Consider the following 21,377-nt stretch of genomic DNA (forward strand, 5'->3'; position numbering starts at 1 on the left):
CGGGCTTTTTTATGCGCACACTTTTTATTAAATCCGCTTAAAAGGCGGCAAAGAATCCAGCAATAACTTGCCATAGCGATGCGACAGCAACCGTTTATCGAGAATACTGATGCGTCCGCGATCCTCTTCGGTGCGGATCAGACGTCCACAGGCCTGTACCAGACGAATAGAAGCCGCTGGCAGGGTTAATTCCATAAAAGGATTGCGTCCACGGCTTTCCATCCATTCGCTGATCGCTGCCTGAATCGGATCGTCGGGCACCGCAAACGGAATTTTAACAATCACCACATGGGTGACATATTCGCCCGGTAAGTCGATCCCTTCAGCAAAACTGGCGAGACCAAAAATAATGCTGCCCTCACCATTATCAATCCGCTCTTTATGACGGCGAACAATTTCTGCTTTCGGTAAAAAGCCCTGGCACAGCAACTGGTCATACCAGTCATGCAAAAACGTATCACGCGTTGCCTCAAGCTGGGCACGGGAACTGAATAACACCAGAGTGCCCCGGCTCAGGTCGGTATTATTTTTCAGCCAGTCTTCAATATCCGCCTGAAACTGATCGCTCTTGGGATCCGATGCCAGCGATACCGGCTGCAGTTCACCCAGTTTCTGATAATCGAAAGGACTCATAACCCGCTGATAATTTGCCCAGTCGGGCAAACCACTTTCCCAGCTTAATTTATTAAAGCTGTTCAGCGCCGTCAGGGTTGCCGAGGTAACCACCGCACCATAGCAGCGCCACCAGAGGTTTTTACGCAACTGATCGGCCACCGCAATGGGTGATGCACTCAGCCGAATATCCCAGCCATCGCCGAATGGTGTTTTTGATAACCAGCGCGCTACCGGCAATGCCCCTTCGGCCTCTTCGGCACAGAGCCAGGACAGCGCTTCGGATAATTGCTCCGCACGGGAAAACATAATCCCCATTGGCGCCTGCCAGGCCTCCGCTACGTCGCGGGTGAAATCACCGTCTTCTTTCGGATCGAGGGATTTCTGCAGCATGTCATTAAGCTTATCCAGACACAGCAACAGAGGTTGCAACGGCCCTTTTATATTGATCAGCAGCTGGCGTAAATTTTCCGGCATTTTTCCCGATTCAAAACGCAAGCGGTCCTGATCGCCGATCATATCCATCAGCAGTGGCCACACCAGGCTGATGCTTTGCAGAATATCGCGGATATTCTGCGGCGCCTCTGTTAAAGAATGCATAATGCTGTGCGGAATGCCGCTGGCCGCAACAAACTGCTCTATGCCCTTTTCCAGTTGCTGCAACCACTGACGCTGCGCCCGCACACCGATTTCAAGGCGGAAATGATTCAGCGCCTTATCGGCCAGATGATGACCTTCATCGAATACGTAAATAGTTTTTTCCGGCGCAGGTAAAACAGCACCACCACCCAGCGATAAATCAGCCAGCACCAGATCGTGGTTGGCGACAATCACATCCGCATCTTCCATCGCATTACGGGCTTTATAAAAAGCACAGTTCTGGAAATGCGGGCAGCGCCGGTTTGAGCATTCACGGTGTGTGGCGGTTAAATGCGACCATTGTTTGTCTTCGATGGCATCGGTCAGACGGTCGCGATCACCGTCCCATTTACCGGAGCCATACGATTGCAATAAAGATTCATAAAGCTCCCTGTCCTGTTCTTCCGGTGTCTGTTCAAATAAATCGACCGTGGACAGTAACCCGGACAAATGCTGCAGTGATTTATCCAGTTTTAACAAACACAGATAACGACCACGGCCTTTGGCCAGGGCAAAATTAAATGGCAGGGAAATGGTCTTTTTTAAATTCGGCAGATCTTTATCCAGGATCTGCTCCTGCAGGGCGACCGTTGCCGTCGAGATCAGCAGTTTCTTTTCTTTTTCAATCGCCATCGGCAAAGCAGCCAACAGATACGCTAGTGTTTTACCGGTACCTGTACCCGCTTCCACCACCGCAATGCCATTATCATTATCGCGCTGGCCTTTATCATCTTCATGAATAGCGCCCAGGCTTTTGGCTATTTCAGCAATCATTACCCGCTGACCATAACGCGGCTTTAAATCCAGCGCCTTGATACACTCTCGGTATAACGCCTGAATGCGCTCTTTGCTCTCACTGCTCAGCATGCTGCTTTTCTCAAATCAGGGGACGGCTTGCCAGCCTTTACTGCGGCCAACATGCAGCGGCCAGCCATCGACATCCAGCAGGATTCCCCCGGGGGTAATTTCTTTAAGAATAATACCGGGAGCAATGAAGTCGCCTTCATTCCACTGGCGATTATTCATACTGACGGTACGTTTTTCCGGCACCGGACTGTAGATATGTCCGGTAATCATTAATTGCGGAATCCGGCGTAATGCTGCCAGCGGGGGTAAAGAACGCGTATCCACTGCGCCGCGATCAGTCGCCGCCACCTGTTCTGGTACTGCAGAGGCCGGCGCCTCAATAGCTGGCTGAGTAACTGGCCTGGCAATAACCGGGGGTGGTGAAACAGAAAGCTCTGTTTGTGTTTGAACCTGCACAATCTCAGGCTCAGCAACCACAGTGTCCGCTTTGGTTTGTGCAGGCTCAGCCGGCGAGTTCTGGGATTGCTGGCGAGACCACTGCAGCCCGAAAAATACCAGCACCAGAGCGACGAGTATGGCGAAGAAGAACAACAAAGGATTAACGCTCGCCGGCGCACGGCTGACTGGCGGAGCAATAACTACAACGTCCGGAGGGCTTACTGACGGATTCATCTGCCGCTGCCGTTCCTGCTCTGATTTTTTCAGAGCATCCAGAATGTAAGACATTCAGTTACCCTCCGCAGACAAATGACTCTGGCCAGCACCACGCTCAACCTGCTGCATTACCAGCAGGGTTTCGGGGCCGATAATCTTATCCGCACTCAGGCCATGCTCAGCCTGAAACTGAGCGACCCGGTTCGCCAGCAAAGGGTCGTAAAAACGTGAATCTATCGTGTTGCTTTGTCCTTCCGGACTGATCACCTGCCAGTCAGCACGCCATTCCATACCCAGCTGACGGCGTATCCACAGGATAAGATCCGACTTCTTACCCGGACGCACCAGCTGACCGTTATAACCTGCCGGCGGCTGCCACAGCACTAAAGCCCGTCCGGCAAATAACGCCGGATTCAGACTGCGACTGAAACGTTGCCATACCGTCCCATCCGCAGAGTTCATCTGCACCGCCAATGGTACCTGCAGCCCCTGTAGCCTGAGCCACGGCCAGTCAACCCAAAGACACTGGTGGCTACCCTGCAACTGCTCACAGGTAATAGCAGTATCGACAGACCTGCCCGCCCCGTGATCATCAGCCAGCAGCAATGCCAAAGGGGATGAAGGCTCGGCCGCAGCCGGTGCCAGCCAGTGCGATAACCGCTCCTGCAGCTGTGGCATAAAAGAAGCAGCCAACACCAGCATTGCGGTCACAGACATCAGCGCCAACATCGCGGGTAAACGTCCGGATACCGTCCTGATACCCTGACCGAGAACACCAGCCCGTCGTGCTCCGAGAATTTCCCGTTCCGCGCCTTTAACCAGAGCAACATCAACCAGCCTGACACCCCGGGCATAAGCACCCAATAACGCCCGGTCAGCCAGATTATTCAGCAGCCGTGGCACACCGCCACTGGCACGCCAGAGACGCCTGGCCGCCGCCGCAGTAAACAGCTCGGCATCGACACCCGCATGAGCACAACGATGACGCAGGTAAGCGCGGGTTTCCTTCAGGCTGAGATTGTGCAGATGATAGCGCGCGGTAATACGCTGACTGAGCTGACGCAGATCATGGCGGGCAAGCAATTCCCGCAACTCTGGCTGACCAACCAGAATCAGGGTCAGGAGCTTTTCTTTATGGGTTTCCAGATTGGTCAGCAAGCGGATTTGTTCAAGCAAAGGCGGCGGCATACTCTGCGCTTCGTCGATAACACAGATCACCCGCTGACCCGCGGCATACCATTCCAGCAAGGCTTTATTGAGCAATGCATAGAGCTCACGCTGGGTGGCGTCTTCTTCGTAACTCAGACCCAGCTCATCACACAGACTCTGCAGCAATTCGGTCGCGGATAATTGCGGATTAAACAGATACGCGGTCCGCACATCGGCCGGAGTTTGTGCCAGAAAAGCACGACAGAGCGTGGTTTTACCGGTACCCACCTCGCCGGTCAGACAAATCAGACCGCCATGCCCGGTGAGCGTGTACTGCAGATGTGCCAGCGCTTCCTGATGCCCATCCGACGGAAAAAGAAAATCCGGGTCTGGGGCAATGGTGAAAGGGAAACGCTGAAAACCGAAATGTTCAAGATACATCGGGGGCTCTGCTGCTCAGGTCTGTGCTTACCGGCAGCGGCCCCGCCGGCAAAATTCAACGCGCATGATAACGGATTTTATCGCCTGCCGCAGTGGAAACGGCGGCAGCAGAATTAATAACACCGGAGAGCATGTCGCTCGCATCCTGCACCCTGGAACCTCTACCAGCCCAGAGCAATTCCCAAACGCAGCTGAATATCGCGGGCATAAGCAGGCCGTATATCATCGCTGACTATTTCCAGCCGGTGCCAGCCTGAACGCCAGTGCACTCCAACCTGACTCGTAGAATGAAGTGACACCCCCATATCACCTAAAGGTGTCGTCCAGTCTTTAGCCAGACTGAGACGCTGATAGCGGTCATGTTGGAAATAACGTACGCCCAGCTGCCGCTGTTCGTCATAGACACCAGCATCCAATGTCCAGGGAATATCTGTTGTGTAAGAAGACTGTCCGGAGCGGCCTGAAGCTGCGCCAGAACTGTTGCAGACGGCCTGCCCGCCACCACTCAGGTTAATGCAACCAGTGGTGAAAGCCGCATCCGCAAACTGCCAGCGATTCCATAAATCGCTGAACGCTGCATCCAGCTGCCAACGATCCCGCAACCGAGTCTGCAGAGAAATATCCAGACTGACTCCGGAGCCATCACCGACATCCGCCGGATATTCGAGAATTTTATCCTGATCAAAATGATAATCGAGCACTGCCGATGCCGTCAGCGGCTCCCCCGCAAACGAAGCGCCTTTCAGGGAGCCCAGCTGGAAATGACCGACACGGTAATACGCCAGACCAGGAGTTACGCTGAACAACGGCAGATCAAACCGGCGAGAAAGACGTACGCCCCGAGCCTGCAATCCTCTGACCTCAAGGTCCAGAATACGATCCTTTGAACCTGGCAGCCCCAACTCAAGCTCACGATAAAATTCTGACGTATCACGATTAAACGTCAGGTAGTAATACCAGCGTGTCTCACGCTCTACCTGCCAGCTCTGATAATGCATCCCCATCCGGAAACGGGCATCAGCATAGGCATAAGTGCCTGACTGAAAATCGCCATCCCAGCCAGACAGCATATTGGTCAGAGAAACCGGCTCAGAACTGCCATGAACATCAACCGCTGAGTAGAGCTGCCAGTCATCCGCCTCAGCAACAATGGGGAAACACAATGCGGCACTGTAAGCCGCCCCAAAAAAAATACCAATTTTATTTTTCAACCGCCAAGCACCAGAAACTGGCCATCACTGAAACGAACAACATAAACGCCATCACGCTCTTCACGGATAACGCCGACAATGGAGTTACGGTAAGTCAGATACCCCACGGCATTACAGCTGCCTGTCACACTTTCGTCTTTGCGGTTAATAATACCGCAGGGCTGAGCGGTACCGTTCAGTTCGTAGTCAACCCTGCTTGCCAGAGTAATACCGATACTTTCGCCCTTATCTCCAGTGGTAAATAATTTCACCCCGCCGCGATAAATAATCATCCCCCCGATTTCAAAGGTGAAATCCCGAACAGTTTCGACCTGATTGTCATCCTCTTCTTTTACAGAGTTATTTCCCACCAGATACGAAAGATACAAACTTTGTGCACGCACGCCGGTAGGCAGAACATCGACCAGATAGTCGTAATCGTAGCCTGCTGCTATAGCCAGATCCCATACATCTTTTGATGTGCGGGTCAGTTTCATATCGACAATAGCCAGTGGTGCACGGCCAACACTGCCATCCTGTTCTTCTGTTAATTCATGCGCAGCACGCACATGAAGATTGTTAATTCCCTGGGTAAATACCGCTTTCAGCTCACCATCAAGCTCGACATTACTGCCAACAACCAATTCATGCACACCATCATCATCAACATCCGGAAATAACGGCTTATATGCTCCGCGACTGGGAATAGAAAATAAACCCAGGCGATCGTCATCAATCAGTTTCTGAATACTCAGATTTTCTTCTTCGCTCAGCTGGGTGCAGACATCAGTCTCACGTTCGTTCGCTTCATTAATAACCACTGAACATTTGCGCAGTCCGGGAAGACCATCTGTATCACTGAAAATCTCCAGACGATTAATACCGTAATTTTTAATTTCAACATCAATGTAATCAGCCTGACGATACACTTCTTCGTCATCTATTTTGCTGAACAGCACACTCTGATTTTCCATAAACAGATATTCAAACAAACCAGGTTCAATCAGCCCTGCTTCATAACCGCTGCGTATACGGAAGAAATCATCCAGCTCAGGCCAGACTGAATCAGAATAATAATTAGCGGCATTGGTTGCTTCTGCCGACAAGGTCACCTGAGCCAGATCCTTAAGCTCAACCTCCTCACCATTTTCGGTAATACTGCCTTTAACTTCACTGCTTGCCGTCAGCGATACTGCGATGGATGTCAGGTTGTAATGCAGGGGTGAAGGCGGGGTCAGCTCATTATTATTTTCAACAATATCATTAACACCAATCAGCTTGGCCGAAATATACAGGCCAAATTCCTGCTTAACGCCATTAACCATTGCCGGCACGACAACATCCGGCCATTCAAGGTCATAACCCAAAGGCGGTGTAACCACCGGGTCCGGCGGAGCGTCATAACCATCATCACCGCTATAAACGATACGAACCCGTGAATAGCTTTTAACCTCATCGCCATCAGCATTGGTTGTTTTGACTTCTTTAAATTTAATGCTGGCAACAGTATCCAGCGGTTCAATGGCTTCGCCAGGAATATTAGGAACTTCAGGCTCATCCGGATCGATAATTAACTCACCCAGCAGCTGAATATCAAAGGCATTATATTTACCCTCCTCTTCAATGGCGGCGCCAAGTTCAACCGGCACCATGGTAAGAGTGAGCCCTTCTGCCGTCAGTTTTTTAGCCGCTGCATCATAAATATGCCCTGCCGCTGGAGTACAAGTAGCATTAACACAGGCAATTAATTCCAGCACCAGATCTTTGACCGTACGGGTACCGGCAGACAGCTGTGGCGCGATGCCATAGTAAATACTGTTCAGCGCCGAGTAGTAGTTCACCGTTTTTTCAACGTACGCCGGGTCGATAAAACTATGCACACAGCTGGCATCTGTTTGTGGTGTGCCGGCCGGGCAGGTATTTATGTCCTGCCCTTTGTAATTTACCAGGCGCTCATTCAGATCGGCCATAAAAGCACGGGCATTATTAATCCGGTCAAGCCAGTCATTAACCTGGCTGGCCGGTATATCAATATTCGTCAGCTGATCAGTTTGATCTTCCAGAGCGGCCAGACGCTGATCCAACACGGTAATAGCACCCGACAATTCTGACGGAACAGAATAATTCTGGCTGGCAATATAAGTACGGTTTTCCTGCAGAAGCGTTTTTGCTGCATTGTAGATGCGGTACAGAGAAAAAGAGGTACCGATAGAGGAGCGCTGATATAACTGCCCCTGATTGTGCAGGAATTCATCGACCATGTCCGCCAGCCAGTCAACCTGATCCTGCCCGGTTTCGAACGCCAGCTGCTGCCCCGCAGCCACAATGGCACCATAGATAATGGATTCCTGCTTTATCGCCGACGCCAGACCACTGTCTTTATATAATTCTGATGGTGCCAGCGGGCGCAGGGAAATAATATCCGACAGACCGAACAGAGCACTCAACCATAAATTAGCGCGCTCAATGGTAAACGGTGTATAGACCCCCGCTTTTGGTGTATCAGGGTTCGTCCCATCTCCGCTGTTATCAATATAACTGGTGTACGCCAGTGCACTGGCGAGGTGTGTCACCCAGTTGGCATTAATGCGCATATTGTTTTGCGCACTGCCAACCGAAGCACGTAATTCATATTCCGCCGGAACCGCTTTGGTCGTGCGGTAATTCCAGCCGCCATAACAGCCATTAACCAGTTCACAGCGCTCTACTGTTGCTTCATCATCTTTGCCACTGATAATCAGCGTAACCGGACGGCCGATATCATCATTGCCGAGTTTTACCTGATAATACGCCAGCGTTGTGCTGCTGGCCTTAGCGCCGGCATAAACCTCTGCTTTTGTGCCATCTTCTCTGGTAACAGCTTCAGTTGTCGTCTGCCCCTGAACATCGATAGGTACGGCCTGCACCACAGCATTCTGCACACTGCTGCTGCCTACATAGCCATTCACATATTTGACCGGCTCGGTTTTTCGGGTGGTACTGGAACCGTTACCACTGCAGGCAGCCAGAAGACAGATACTCAGCAGGAGAGAGATACGGGGAAGAGAGAACATAGTTATTTTTCTTTTTAATACCAAAGTCCTGCGATTGTAACCGGCCACCCTGACGGCAGCCAGCAGGCACCCATGGTTTACCCGCCTTTTACACAAAAAAAAGCCCGGCAGAGCCGGGCTTTTTCTCAAGCTGTCGGAATTACTTCTGCGCAGCTTTGAACTTCAGACGGTAAGCGTGCAGCAGTGGCTCAGTGTAACCACTTGGCTGCTCTTTACCTTTGAAGATCAGGTCAGACGCGGCCTGGAAGGCAATGCCATCAAAGCCTGGTGCCATGTTGATGTACAGCGGGTCACCGGCGTTCTGGCCATCAACGATCGCAGCCATACGCTTCAGGCTGTCTTCAACCTGTTCGCGGGTACAGATGCCGTGCTCCAGCCAGTTGGCAACGTGCTGGGAAGAGATACGCAGAGTCGCGCGGTCTTCCATCAGGCCAACGTTGTTGATATCAGGCACTTTGGAACAACCAACGCCCTGATCGATCCAGCGCACAACGTAACCCAGGATACCCTGACAGTTGTTATCCAGTTCCTTCTGAATCTGTTCCTGAGTCAGCGCAGCGGCTTCTTCAGCAGTCATCAGAGGAATCGTCAGAATGCCATCAACAGAAGCGTGCTCACGACCTTTCAGTTCGTTCTGAACAGCAAATACGTCTACTTTGTGGTAGTGCATAGCGTGCAGAGTCGCTGCAGTCGGAGACGGAACCCATGCAGTGTTGGCACCGGCTTTAGGGTGACCGATCTTCTGGTCCATCATCATGCCCATCTCATCCGGGATAGGCCACATGCCTTTACCGATCTGAGCACGACCCTGCAGACCGGTTTCCAGACCAGTGTCCACGTTCCAGTTTTCGTAGGTGTTGATCCACAGCTGCTGCTTCATTACAGACTTAGGTACGAAAGCACCGGCCAGCATAGAGGTATGGATTTCGTCACCGGTACGGTCGAGGAAGCCGGTGTTGATAAACACAACACGGTCTTTCGCAGCACGGATACATTCTTTCAGGTTAACTGTGGTGCGACGCTCTTCGTCCATGATGCCCATTTTCATGGTGAAGCGTGGCAGACCCAGTGCATCTTCAACGCGACCGAACAGTTCGTTAGCAAAAGCCACTTCTTCAGGACCGTGCATTTTTGGCTTAACGATGTTCACGGAGTCAGCAGTAGAGTTGCGGAATGGCGCATTGCCTTTCAGGTCGTGAATCGCGATCAGCGTGGTGATCATGCCATCCATAATACCTTCAGGGATTTCACTGCCATCAGCCAGCAGAATCGCCGGGTTAGTCATCAGGTGACCAACGTTACGGATGAACAGCATGGAGCGACCTTTCAGCTTCACGGTTTCACCGTTCAGGCCGGTGTATTCGCGGTCAGCGTTCATGGTACGGGTAAAGGTTTTGCCACCCTTGGTCACTTCTTCTGCCAGGTCACCTTTCATCAGACCCAGCCAGTTGCCGTAAGTTACGACTTTATCGGCCGCATCAACCGCAGCAACAGAGTCTTCACAGTCCATGATGGTGGTCAGTGCAGATTCCATCAGGATGTCTTTAACACCAGCAGCGTCAGTAGAGCCAACCGGAGTAGATGCATCGATCTGGATTTCGAAATGCAGACCGTTGTTCTTCAGCAGAATCGCAACCGGCGCAGCAGCATCACCGTTGTAACCAGCCAGCTGAGCAGCGTTTTTCAGCGTGGTGGTTGAACCGTCTTTCAGGGTAACAACCAGCTTGCCGTCTTCGATGGCGTATTTAGTGCTGTCGACGTGGTCACCGCTCAGCAGAGGTGCCGCTTCGTTCAGGAAAGCACGGGCATAAGCAATAACCTTGTCGCCGCGTACTTTGTTGTAGCCAGTACCTTTTTCCGCACCGTTTTCTTCAGAAATAACGTTGGTGCCGTACAGCGCATCGTACAGAGACCCCCAACGGGCGTTGGCAGCGTTCAGGGCAAAACGCGCATTCATTACCGGCACAACCAGCTGAGGACCGGCCATCTGGCCAATTTCCGGCTCTACATTAGCCGTGGTTGCTTCGAAATCCGCGCCTTCAGGCAGCAGATAACCAATTTCCTGCAGGAATGCTTTGTACTCTGCAGCATTGTGAGGCTGACCTTTACGTTCAGTATGGTAAGCGTCGATTTTCGCCTGCAGATCATCACGCTTGGCCAGCAGCGCTTTGTTCTTCGGAGCCAGTTCGTTCGCCAGAACGTCGAACTCTGCCCAGAATTTCTCTGCATCGATACCAGTACCCGGAATCGCTTTTTCATTTACGAAGTCGTACAGCGCCTGAGCAACCTGCAAGCCACCCTTCTGAACGTATCCAGTCATTGTTAAGCCTCAAAAAAAATTCAATCACAACCGGCTGCTGCCGGTCATTCTGACCACTACTGAACGACTGCGGACAATCGCCAGCCACAAATTAAGACGCGGCAGTATACAGGAACGAACTGGCGACTGCTAACCCGCTTCTGACAACCACCAGTAAAATCCGCAACCAGACAACAGTAAAAACACCAAATAGATAACGGTATAAATAAAAGAAGACTAACCCTATCCGACCAAGTAACAAAGGCTGCCCAACCTGAGGTCTGCTATTGTCTGCGTTTTCACCAAGAACCGCGTTTATGGATCAGATTGCCACCACCATTCTCAGCTCCGGCCGCTCAGCAGTTGAGCTCGCGCTGTTTATTCTGCTGCCCATTATGATTGTGATGCTCAGCATCATGCGCTGGCTTGAAGCCCGCGGCCTGCTGCACCGCATTGTCCGCGTAGTCAGCCCGCTGCTGCGCCCTTTCGGCCTGACGGGTCTGGGGGTGTTCGCCCTGATTCAGGTCTCTATGGTCAGCTTTGCCGCACCGATCGCGACACTGGCCATTATGGCGCGTAACGGCTCCTCTCCACGCCATATCGCCGCCACCCTGGCCATGGTACTGGCTCTGGCGCAAGCTAATGTTGTATTTCCGATGGCCGCTGCCGGGCTGGATATCCCAACCACCCTGCTACTGGCTATTCCAGCCGGTCTGATTGCTGCCGCCGCAACCTACTATGGTTTCGGCCGCACGCTGAGTGCAGAAGAAAGCGCACCGCCATCTGCCGAACTGATGCCAGAGGCCGATCCCGAGCACGGCAAACTGCTGCAGGTTATCCGCCGCGCCGGCAGCGATGCCTGGGATATCGCCATGGGTGCACTGCCCTTGCTGGTCGTTGCTCTGGTGGCCGTGAATCTGATCCGTCTGACCGGCGCTATCAGCGAACTCGAAAGCCTGCTATCTCCTTTACTTACAGCCCTCGGCTTTCCGCAGCAAACTCTGCTGCTGGCCATCACCAAATACATCGCCGGCGGCACTGCCATGATGGGCATCGCGATGGAACAGATGCAGCTCGGACTACTCAGCGCACAGGACATCAACCTGCTCGCCGGTCTGCTTCTGTGTCCGCTCGATGTTGCCGGCGTTGCCATTCTGATTGCCGCAGGCAAGCCTGTTGCCGCCGTTGTCCGCCCAGCCATTTATGGCGCACTGATTGGTATCGCTTTACGCACCGCCGGGCATTTCTGGCTGTTCACATAAACTTCGCAGCTTTGCAGAGCGCGCATAAAAAAAGCGACCCGGAGGTCGCTTTTTTGTTTGTTCAGCGCTGCGAAGTTACAGCATCTCCCAGCTACCATCGATATAGCGGATCAGCCAGATACCATTTTCCTGACGGATACGGCCGTAGACCACATCACGGAAGTTAAGCGTGAACACCGCATCAGAAAGCACCGTGCTGTCGGTCACTTCAGACACATTTTCCAGCACACAGAGATCGTATTTGCCATCGGCACCGGTAATGTATTTGTACGGCAGCGGCGCCAGGTTGTAGTTCTGCTGCAGATAGGCCGTCAGCTCACTGTCGAGAGTCGTGGTCGTTCCATCTTCCAGCGTCAGCGCTACGCCGTCTTTATAGACCGCCACACTGCCGGTGGTTTTAAAGGTGGAATCCGTATCAAAGCTCAGCACAATACGATCTAACGCCGAGCCGGTTCCCAGATAAACATCACTGCTGGTCAGGCCTGAATAATCATGCGACAGCGCAGCTGTCAGCTTGTAACGGTCAGCATCCGGTGCATTCAGCAACACATCCAGCAAGGTACGCGGCTGGTCATTCAGACGCACCTCTCCGGTCACCCGCACGGCATTCAGTCCAAGCACCATGGGCTCATAAAGCTCACCACTCATTGGCATTCCGGTTTCCGCCAGAGGCGCCAGTGTCAGGCAGCCATTGGAGTCTGCCGTATTGGTTGGCCAGGTAACGAAGTAAACCCCACGACCGGGAATTTCCACGCGCGAAAACACGCCCGCTTCCCACAGATCGTTAATCGCCAACTGCAGATCACGCTCGGCATACAGGCGCTGCTTTGGCTGACAGGAGCTGACAGCCCAGCCACTGCCGGAATCATTCAGTTCACAGATTTCCAGATCGTGGGTGCTGACCAGTTCGGTTATATCGCCGTCTCGATCCGAGTCATTCGTATCTTCACGCCTTACCGTCGGATAAAAACGGAAGCGCTGCGACTCACCGAGCGGCACATAAAAATCCAGATACTGTACATTCTGCCCGCCAATCGTTTGCTCACCGGTGGCATAGCTCACCAGATCGTTCTGAATACTGCCCTTGGCAAAGACCGGATTCGGAGTGAAAAATCCGTTAAAAGAAGCAAACTCCTTCTCTGGGTAGTGCTGGGCAGCGTTAGTGCTGGTTGCGGCAACGTACAGGCTTGAGTAATCCACATCCTGCTCATTGTCATCGCCGACCTTATCGGAGATACGGCCATTCAGCACCACGGTGTCGATATTAAAACGACGTTCGCTGTTACTGTCCTGAGGGTCTTTCACGCCGCGGAAGAAAATGCGATAGCTGCCGGTTACCTCGGCTTCTTCAGCTCCCCCGACACGACTGGTGTCGTACAGTGAAAAATCCGACCAGCGCATTTCATACGCCAGAATTTCATTCCCCGCCGGATCAGCCAGCTCGCTCACCGGTGTTGTGAAATACACGCGCACCCCGGACGCCGAAAGAATGTCATTAGCGGCATTGTCATCTTCATAGACATTATCGACGACAAAACGCAGCGTGCCCTGCTCATAGGTACCGCGAATCAGTATATCGATAGCATTGGACGAAGTCGGGTTGTCGTCTGCATCCGTGGTATTTACATCGGCCACCGCCTGGCTGACGATAATTTTGCCGCTGTTCAGCGTCATGGTGCCATTGCTATAGGTGCAGGATGTCACCCACGGATAAAGAGCAGTACTGGCACACACATTAGCGCCGCCTGCCAGATACGTTTCCTGATACAGCTCTGCCGTTTCACGATAAGCATCAAGAATTAAATCCAGATTAGCGGCATGCTCATCGCCGATTTTTTTCAGCAGATCAACGTACTGATCAATCTCGGCTTTATAGCCGTCTTCAAAGAATGTCTCGCTGTAGTTGCGCAGCACACCAACAAAGGCTTTGGTCCGTTTAATGCCCAGCACAAAGTCATCGTATTCGCTCTGACCAAACAACGACTGCAGCGTGTCAGGAACCTCAGCGGTCAGGGTGTCGGCAGCAAAAGCATCAATATCCGCCTGCAGACCAGAAACAACGCCGGCAATATAGCCCTGCAGAGTGGCATCCGTAACGTTCAGCGCCTGCAGATTGGCGATAGCATCGGTATAAAGTGCGGTCAGATTCAGCGTCTGGGTACCACCCTGCTGCATCATCTGGCCTTTATTTGCGCTGAAATCAGCAGCGACGGCATGGGTAAAGTCAACACCAGTAACCAGCGGCGTGTAATTCTCTGCACGATGCGCCCAGGCCGCCAGCAAGGCACCATAACGAATACTGTCAGCCGCTTTGGCGGCATCGGCTTTACGCCATTCATTAATCTGAGTCAGGTCCGCTGGCTCTGTAGTCTGTACATTGCTGATACCAAACACCCGCGACACCTGAGAAATCGCCTGCTCAACGGAGAACGCCGAGTAATAACCGGTCTCAACCCAACCGACAGCGACATCCGGCACATCCGGTACATTCGGCACACCAGTAGCACCGGCATCGGCACTCTCGTTATAGACATAATCGAATGCCAGCTGAGCAGCGAGATCCGTCAGCGGCGTTACGCGGATGCGCTCATTTTTGTTCAGATCATAAGCAACCGAGCGCCAGCCCAGATTATCTGTCTGTGCCATATCGGCAGCAAATGCACCAGCAGCACAGCCGCCCACCCACTGACAACGGACCGTGGTTGCCACCGTCGCGGTAACCGCGTCGGCTTCACGCCCAACCACTTCAAATAGCTGCAGCTCACCGGTGGAGATAACGGCTTTAACCGCACCTTCCTCATCGGTTACGTACTCTGAGCGTACCAGGCGACCTTCGGCATCTTCATTCGGCCAGCCGGCTTCGGTGATTGCCGCCGAGCGCACAATGGCATGATTGATATCTTCCTGCCCGGCCTGAACATAAACCGACACCGTTGAGGAAGAAGAGGAGCCGCTGTCACTGCAGCCGGACACCAGCCCCACAAGCGCAGGAAACATCAGAGAAGCAGTCAGAAGTTTATGCATAGCCATACAAAGGAATCACTCTGTTAATACCGGCCGCGCTGTGACCCGCGCGCCGTTCAGGTATAAAAATGCCGCCTATCATAACAGGCTTTGTCAGCGGTGATAGCTCAGCAACCACTTAATACCACTCATTATGAACGCAGCGCAGTGCATAGACCCGGACAGCTGAGACAGGTTCAATCCCTTCGCGGCGCAGTCCGTGCCGGGTTTCCGGCCGCACAATGCTATGCCCTGATGGCCGCTTTCCGCTAGAATGCGCGGCTATTTCAGGCGAAGCCTTATCTTCAGGCATTGCCTAACCGCGGAACACCAGAGGAACACCATGCAGTTATTCGTAGAGCAACTCACCAACGTCGATTTCAGCTACCTGGACGCCAGGCGCGGCCTGGTGGGTGAAACTTGGTGGGCATCCGCCGTACTCGATGGCGCACTCGACGATCAGGGCATGGTTTGCGACTTCGGCATTGTTAAAAAGACACTGCGTAACTGGCTGGACGACGAGCTCGATCACCGCCTGCTGGTACCGGTTCAGTCACCGGCCCTGACCCTGAAACACAGCGCTGACATGATTGAACTCAGCTGGCGGTACGACAACGGCGAGCTGCTGGAGATGCGTGCGCCGCGCCAGGCCGTCGCTCTGGTCGATGCCGGACAAATCGATGCCGACAGCGTTGCCCACTGGTGCCGCGAACAACTGCGCAGCCATTTTCCGGTCAACGTTGAACAACTGACCCTGAGCTTCGCTGCTGAAGACATTGATGGCGCCTTTTACCACTACAGTCACGGCCTGAAGAAGCACAATGGTAACTGCCAGCGCATCGCCCACGGTCATCGCTCACGCATTCAGATCTGGCTTAACGATGAGCGCAGCAGCGCACTGGAACAACAATGGGCAGAACGCTGGGCCGATATTTATCTGGGCAGCGAAGAAGACCTGATCAGCAACGACAATAACCAGCTGCTGTTCCGCTACAGCGCACAACAAGGCGAATTCGAGTTATCCCTACCCGAAAGCCGCAACTACATGATGAATACTGATACCACCGTTGAATTTATCGCCCGCCATCTGGCCGACACCATCAAACAGCAACACCCGACCAGTCAGGTCAAAGTGCGTGCCTTTGAAGGTGTTAATAAAGGCGCCATTGCAAAAGCCTGATCCTGATACAAGCCAAAACAAAAGCGGCCCTGTTTCCATTGCACCTTCACGCTCCAGAAACAGGGCCGCTTTTTTTATTGATTTTTGTTCAGCCTGCCTGCTGTCAGGCCGCTTCCATCCGGGCCCGCAAACGCCGTTGTCCGAGAATAAACACCAGCAGCGCCAGCGGCAGTGCAAACCACAACCACTCATGCAGGGTTTCGGCGTACTGCTTACCCAGCATAAAGGCCACGGAAAAAATCAACGCTGCCCAGACCACGATAGAAACCACATTGGCCAGGGTAAAAGTCCAGCCCGGCACCCGCGCCAGACCACAGGCGATATATCCAAACGTACGCAACCCGGGCATACAGCGAATCAGCGCCAGCTGATGCCAGGGGGCCTGCTGCAAAGGTTTTACCTGACGCTGAATCTGATCATGGCGGAATTTGTTTGCCAGCCAGGGCCAGACATGCGCCAGCCGGCCAACCAGATACAGGGCGGTATCGCCAATAAACATACCGCTACAGATTGCTGCAAACGTCACTTCCGGCGCCAGTTTACCGCTCGCGGCCAGCATAGCGGCGCCGATAATCGCCAGATCCTCCAGCATAAAGGTCGACACAATCACCACCAGAACCAGCCACACCGGGCTGTCGGAATAACTCAGCAATGAGTCCAGCATGAAAACTTCTCAGATAGTGGCCAACAACAGCGCACGTATTCTACCCGCAGCTTTGTGACAGCCAGATGACAGCCGGAAACCGGGGATGCAGAACACCACAACCATTGATCGCGCAGTAAAATCCACCCCGATGCTGAGATATGCAAAAAAATCCGGTAGAATTGCGCGCCTTAAAATTCTTACATTCATTGTCCGTTGAGAGTCGCTATGTCCTCCCAGAACCCAATGGAGCTGTCTGCCCTGACCGCTATTTCTCCGATTGATGGTCGTTACGGCAGCAAAACCGTGCAGCTGCGTCCGATTTTCTCCGAGTTCGGCCTGATCCGCGCCCGCGTCGAAGTGGAAATCCGCTGGTTACAGCGCCTCGCGGCCCATGAAGCCATCACCGAAGTTCCGGCCTTCTCGGCAGCTACCCAGCAGCAGCTGGACGCCATCGTTGCCAACTTCAGTGAAGAAGATGCCCTGCGCATCAAAGCCATCGAAGCCACCACCAACCACGACGTGAAAGCGGTGGAATACTTCATCAAAGAAAAGTTTGCCGACAACAGCGAACTGATGGCGGTGAATGAATTCGTGCATTTCGCCTGTACTTCTGAAGACATCAACAACCTGTCCCATGCACTGATGCTGAAAGCCGGTCGTGACGACGTCATGCTGCCGGTTATGCAGGAAGTCGCCGATGCGATCCGCGCCCTGGCCCACGAAAACGCTGCCCTGCCGATGCTGTCACGTACCCACGGTCAGACCGCCTCGCCAACCACGCTGGGTAAAGAGATGGCCAACGTAGTGGCCCGTCTTGAGCGCCAGATCAAGCAGATCAAAGCAGTTGAACTGCTGGGCAAAATCAACGGTGCCGTGGGTAACTACAACGCTCACCTGTCGGCCTACGCCGATATCGACTGGGCGGCCAACGCTGAAACCTTCGTGACTTCTCTGGGCCTGACCTTCAACCCGTACACCACCCAGATCGAGCCACACGATTACATCGCCGAACTGTTCGATGCCATCGCCCGCTTCAACACCATCCTGATCGACTTTGACCGCGACATCTGGGCTTACATCTCGAATGGTTACTTCAAACAGCGCACCATTGCTGGCGAAGTAGGCTCTTCGACCATGCCGCACAAGGTGAACCCGATCGACTTCGAAAACTCCGAAGGCAACCTCGGTATCGCCAACGCAGTGATGACTCATATGGCGCAGAAACTGCCGATCTCACGCTGGCAGCGCGACCTGACCGACTCCACCGTACTGCGTAACATGGGCGTTGGTCTGGGCTACAGCCTGCTGGCGTATCAGGCCAGCCTGAAAGGCATCAGCAAGCTGCAGGTCAATGCCGAGCGTATCGCTCAGGATCTCGACAACGCCTGGGAAGTTCTGGCTGAGCCGGTACAGACTGTGATGCGCCGCTACGGCATTGAACAGCCATACGAAAAACTGAAAGCCTTTACCCGTGGCAAAGCCATTACCCGTGACGCGATGGCTGAATTCATTGCCTCACTGGAATTGCCACAAGCTGCCAAAGACGAGCTGAATGCCATGACTCCGGCTACCTACATCGGTAATGCCGCAGATCAGGCGAAGAACGTTTAAGCCGCGTTAACATCGGAAGCCTCCGCCAGCACCTTTCTGGCGGAGGCTTTTTTGTATCCGTATTCTGAGTAACACACTATGCATATTCTGGGTCATCTGACGGTTGAAGAATTCCTGCGCGATTACTGGCAGCAGAAACCGGTATTAATCCGCAACGCCTGGCCGGACTTCGAGCCATTGCTCAGCTCCTCCGAGCTGGCCGGTCTGAGCCTGGAAGAGGAAATTGAATCGCGCTTAGTCGAAGAAGAAGGCAAAGACGGTCCCTGGACCATCCGCACCGGCCCTTTCACAGAAGACGATTACCGCGCCTTACCACAAAGCAAGTGGACTTTACTGGTGCAGGCCGTCGATCACTGGATTCCGGAAGCGGCGGATATTCTTGAGCATTTCCGCTTTCTGCCGAGCTGGCGCATCGACGATCTGATGATCAGCTATGCCGTCGACGGCGGTTCCGTTGGCCCGCATTACGACCAGTACGATGTATTCCTGCTGCAGGCCGAAGGCCAGCGCGAATGGCGTATCGGCCAGATGTGCAGCGACGACTCACCGATTCTTAAAGGGCCGAAAATCCGCGTCCTGCAACAGTTCGACGAAACCGGGCGCTGGACCCTGAACCCCGGCGACATGCTCTACCTGCCACCACAGCTGGCCCACTACGGTATCGCTCAGGGCGAGTGCATGACCTACTCCATCGGCTTCCGCGCCCCAAGCCAGGCGGAACTGGCACAGGCCGCCATGGACGATATTCTCGCCAGCGCCAGTGAAGATCAGCGCTACACCGATGCCGGCATCCGCCCAACCCAGACCCCGGGCCTGATTGATCAGGACGCGATCGCGCGCCTGCGTGCGCTGCTGACCGCTGCCCTCAACGATGACGAGCGTCTGCAGCAGGTTTTGGGCAAACTGATGACCGAAGCCAAATACCCGGAACAGCTGCCGGAGCCAAGAGATGACGCCAGCTGGGAAGAACTGAGTGAAGAGCTGAGCCACTATCAGCAATGGCGCCGCTCTGAATTTGCCCGCTTTGCTTACAGTCAGCAGGATAACCAGTGCAGCTTCTTCGCCCTTGGTCACAGCTGGACCCTGCCATTGAGCGATCTGGCGCTGGTTGCCTATCTGGCCGACAACAGCCAATATGAAGCTGAGAGCTTGCTGAATCTGCTGGCCAGCACAACCTCCCGAGAATTACTGGTCAGCCTCTGGCAACGTCATATGCTGTACAGTCCGGAGAGTGAATTTGGAGATTGAAACCGCCAACTGGAGTGAACACCGGGAACTGTTACGCGCCATCCGACAGCGCGTATTTATTCAGGAGCAGAATGTCCCGGAAGAACTCGAATGGGATGCCGAAGACGCCAGCGCGGTGCATTTTATTGCCCGCGACGGCAAGCGCCCGGTCGGCTGCGCCCGCCTGCTGAGCAACGGCTATTTCGGGCGTATGGCAGTCTTACCTGAATACCGCCACCAAAGCTGGGGGACGCGCCTGCTGCGCGCCGTAGAACATCACTACGAAAAAGAAATGCGTGGGCGTATTCTGCGTGCCAGCGTTCAGACCCAGGCCTATGGCTTTTACCACCACAACGGCTTCTCACCGGAAACCGAATTCTGCTGGGATGCAGGCATTCCCCATGTGCGCATGAGTAAAGTACTGGGACGCTCCAGCCAGGGCAGCGAGCAGTTTATGCCCGGCAAAGACAACGAAGTGTATGTACTGGAGCAGCCTGCAGCGGCGGAAGGGATACTGCAGATTGCCAGTCAGTTTGCCCCTGCAGCCATCAATTTCTGCATCGCCGATCTTAACCACCCGCTTTGGTCGGACAAAACCACACTCTCCTGCCTTAACCGCTATCTGCGTGGCGCACGCCAGCGCAGCATCCGCATTTTAATTGCACGCGAATATCCGGGTATTGCCGACCACCCGTTATTGCAGTTGCAACAACGGATGAGCAGCCGCATACAGTTGCAGGTTCATTCAGCGGTGGATATCAATCTGGTTTTAATGACGCCAGCGGCTTTTATCCGCATTGAACGCAATAAGGTCACCGCCTGCATGAATGACCGGCCAACGGTAGCCCGCCAGATGGAAAAGTTTCAGGAATGGTGGCGCAGCAGCCAGCCATGTAAAGAAGGGCGCAGACTGGGGCTGTAAGCCCCGCCTGCCAGACGTCACTCAGTGAACAGCCAGAAATACGATCACATTCAGAATGGTAACCGCTGCCGTCAGAATATTACGCAAACGCTTATAAGACTCAGCATAAGCCCTTTTAAAGATCGGATTGGTTTCAGTCCACAGCAACAGCCAGAATCCGACCATAAACATCAGCACCGCCACATTGGTTGGCAGAAAATACGCCAGTAACCCCCAGAGAAAAGTACCGATCGATAACTCCAGCGGAATTTCATCAATCTGCTCCGGGTTCGCCTGTTCTACCCCCCAACAACCGCCAGCCATAAATGCCAGAATCAGCAGCGAATATAATTTAAAAAATTCTTCCCCACCCTCAAGCGACAGAACGACCGCCGCAGCGCCCGCAATAAAAGGCAGCAGACCGGCATAACCGAGCTTTTCAGAAATAGACAATGCCATCGTGGTACTCCTTACTTCAACAAGGCCTGTATTTCGGCGCACCTGAATAGAAACCGGAATAACAGAACAGCCACAACAACGCCCGGAACAGACGACGAAGTGCCAGCACAACCATCAGGAAAGTATTCAGAGGTGCCTTAAGTCCGGAAAACCCGTGTTTTCAAAGACTTAAAAACTAAAAATAGCTCAGACAGAACAAAAAGTATCTAAAAAAATGGCTACAGCGCTGGACACTGCAGCCATT

14 protein-coding genes are annotated in these 21,377 nt (G+C 53.4%); 5 read left to right on the plus strand and 9 right to left on the minus strand.

The window, feature by feature from the left end:
• Nucleotides 1–27 precede the first annotated feature (27 nt).
• The 6 genes from dinG to HUF19_RS09370 all read right to left on the minus strand — a co-directional run bounded on the left by dinG (nucleotide 28) and on the right by HUF19_RS09370 (nucleotide 10,865).
• Nucleotides 28–2,118: an ATP-dependent DNA helicase DinG gene (dinG, locus tag HUF19_RS09345; RefSeq protein ID WP_230332304.1), complete on the minus strand. Its 2,091-nt coding sequence runs from the start codon at nucleotides 2,116–2,118 to the stop codon at nucleotides 28–30.
• Nucleotides 2,119–2,133: 15 nt separating this feature from the next.
• Entirely contained in the window at nucleotides 2,134–2,784 is a 651-nt protein-coding gene (locus HUF19_RS09350) for a general secretion pathway protein GspB (protein WP_260996409.1), read from the minus strand.
• The gene (locus HUF19_RS09355) at nucleotides 2,785–4,302 is read right to left on the minus strand and encodes an ExeA family protein (RefSeq protein WP_260996410.1); all 1,518 of its coding nucleotides are present in this window, start codon (nucleotides 4,300–4,302) and stop codon (nucleotides 2,785–2,787) included.
• Between the two features lie 161 nt (nucleotides 4,303–4,463).
• Nucleotides 4,464–5,513 (minus strand): hypothetical protein, encoded by a 1,050-nt coding sequence (locus HUF19_RS09360; RefSeq protein ID WP_260996411.1) that lies wholly within the window; start codon nucleotides 5,511–5,513, stop codon nucleotides 4,464–4,466.
• Nucleotides 5,510–8,545: a hypothetical protein gene (locus HUF19_RS09365; protein WP_260996412.1), complete on the minus strand. Its 3,036-nt coding sequence runs from the start codon at nucleotides 8,543–8,545 to the stop codon at nucleotides 5,510–5,512. Before HUF19_RS09365 ends, HUF19_RS09360 begins: the two co-directional genes overlap by 4 nt.
• A 139-nt stretch (nucleotides 8,546–8,684) precedes the next feature.
• Nucleotides 8,685–10,865 carry a malate synthase G gene (locus HUF19_RS09370; protein ID WP_260996413.1) on the minus strand — a complete coding sequence of 727 codons (2,181 nt, stop codon included), beginning with the start codon at nucleotides 10,863–10,865 and terminating at the stop codon, nucleotides 8,685–8,687.
• 296 nt (nucleotides 10,866–11,161) lie between these two features.
• Here HUF19_RS09370 and HUF19_RS09375 point away from each other — a divergent pair, with 296 nt between their 5' ends.
• Nucleotides 11,162–12,106, plus strand: coding sequence for a nucleoside recognition family protein (locus HUF19_RS09375; RefSeq protein ID WP_260996414.1), 945 nt, complete (start codon nucleotides 11,162–11,164; stop codon nucleotides 12,104–12,106).
• A gap of 75 nt (nucleotides 12,107–12,181) precedes the next feature.
• Here HUF19_RS09375 and HUF19_RS09380 read toward each other — a convergent pair whose 3' ends face one another.
• Nucleotides 12,182–15,136 (minus strand): hypothetical protein, encoded by a 2,955-nt coding sequence (locus tag HUF19_RS09380; protein ID WP_260996415.1) that lies wholly within the window; start codon nucleotides 15,134–15,136, stop codon nucleotides 12,182–12,184.
• Between the two features lie 316 nt (nucleotides 15,137–15,452).
• Between HUF19_RS09380 and HUF19_RS09385 the strand changes: the two genes are divergently transcribed.
• A complete protein-coding gene (locus HUF19_RS09385) occupies nucleotides 15,453–16,289 on the plus strand; it encodes a 6-carboxytetrahydropterin synthase (protein ID WP_260996416.1) in 837 nt (278 codons plus the stop codon).
• 103 nt (nucleotides 16,290–16,392) lie between these two features.
• Here HUF19_RS09385 and HUF19_RS09390 read toward each other — a convergent pair whose 3' ends face one another.
• Complete coding sequence (locus tag HUF19_RS09390; RefSeq protein ID WP_260996417.1) at nucleotides 16,393–16,953, minus strand: DedA family protein; 561 nt, start codon at nucleotides 16,951–16,953, stop codon at nucleotides 16,393–16,395.
• A gap of 225 nt (nucleotides 16,954–17,178) precedes the next feature.
• Here HUF19_RS09390 and purB point away from each other — a divergent pair, with 225 nt between their 5' ends.
• The 3 genes from purB (at nucleotide 17,179) to HUF19_RS09405 (ending at nucleotide 20,695) form a co-directional block, all read left to right on the plus strand.
• Nucleotides 17,179–18,546, plus strand: a complete 1,368-nt coding sequence (purB, locus tag HUF19_RS09395) for an adenylosuccinate lyase (protein WP_260999484.1) — start codon at nucleotides 17,179–17,181, stop codon at nucleotides 18,544–18,546.
• 78 nt (nucleotides 18,547–18,624) lie between these two features.
• Nucleotides 18,625–19,794, plus strand: a complete 1,170-nt coding sequence (locus HUF19_RS09400) for a cupin domain-containing protein (protein ID WP_260996418.1) — start codon at nucleotides 18,625–18,627, stop codon at nucleotides 19,792–19,794.
• Complete coding sequence (locus HUF19_RS09405; protein WP_260996419.1) at nucleotides 19,784–20,695, plus strand: GNAT family N-acetyltransferase; 912 nt, start codon at nucleotides 19,784–19,786, stop codon at nucleotides 20,693–20,695. The genes HUF19_RS09400 and HUF19_RS09405 overlap by 11 nt, the downstream gene beginning before the upstream one ends.
• Nucleotides 20,696–20,716: 21 nt before the next feature.
• Here the strand turns inward: HUF19_RS09405 and HUF19_RS09410 are convergent, their stop codons facing one another.
• Nucleotides 20,717–21,133 carry a DUF3429 domain-containing protein gene (locus tag HUF19_RS09410; RefSeq protein WP_260996420.1) on the minus strand — a complete coding sequence of 139 codons (417 nt, stop codon included), beginning with the start codon at nucleotides 21,131–21,133 and terminating at the stop codon, nucleotides 20,717–20,719.
• Nucleotides 21,134–21,377: the final 244 nt, after the last annotated feature.

The organism is Thalassolituus hydrocarboniclasticus, from assembly GCF_025345565.1.
Classification (GTDB): Bacteria; Pseudomonadota; Gammaproteobacteria; order Pseudomonadales; family Oceanobacteraceae; genus Venatoribacter; species Venatoribacter hydrocarboniclasticus.

Coding starts and splice junctions, on each gene's coding strand:
- dinG (WP_230332304.1), bottom strand. CDS start 2,118: ATGCTGAGCAGTGAGAGCAAAGAGCGCATTCAGGCGTTATACCGAGAG.
- HUF19_RS09350 (WP_260996409.1), bottom strand. CDS start 2,784: ATGTCTTACATTCTGGATGCTCTGAAAAAATCAGAGCAGGAACGGCAG.
- HUF19_RS09355 (WP_260996410.1), bottom strand. CDS start 4,302: ATGTATCTTGAACATTTCGGTTTTCAGCGTTTCCCTTTCACCATTGCC.
- HUF19_RS09365 (WP_260996412.1), bottom strand. CDS start 8,545: ATGTTCTCTCTTCCCCGTATCTCTCTCCTGCTGAGTATCTGTCTTCTG.
- HUF19_RS09370 (WP_260996413.1), bottom strand. CDS start 10,865: ATGACTGGATACGTTCAGAAGGGTGGCTTGCAGGTTGCTCAGGCGCTG.
- HUF19_RS09375 (WP_260996414.1), top strand. CDS start 11,162: ATGGATCAGATTGCCACCACCATTCTCAGCTCCGGCCGCTCAGCAGTT.
- HUF19_RS09380 (WP_260996415.1), bottom strand. CDS start 15,136: ATGGCTATGCATAAACTTCTGACTGCTTCTCTGATGTTTCCTGCGCTT.
- HUF19_RS09385 (WP_260996416.1), top strand. CDS start 15,453: ATGCAGTTATTCGTAGAGCAACTCACCAACGTCGATTTCAGCTACCTG.
- HUF19_RS09390 (WP_260996417.1), bottom strand. CDS start 16,953: ATGCTGGACTCATTGCTGAGTTATTCCGACAGCCCGGTGTGGCTGGTT.
- purB (WP_260999484.1), top strand. CDS start 17,179: ATGGAGCTGTCTGCCCTGACCGCTATTTCTCCGATTGATGGTCGTTAC.
- HUF19_RS09400 (WP_260996418.1), top strand. CDS start 18,625: ATGCATATTCTGGGTCATCTGACGGTTGAAGAATTCCTGCGCGATTAC.
- HUF19_RS09410 (WP_260996420.1), bottom strand. CDS start 21,133: ATGGCATTGTCTATTTCTGAAAAGCTCGGTTATGCCGGTCTGCTGCCT.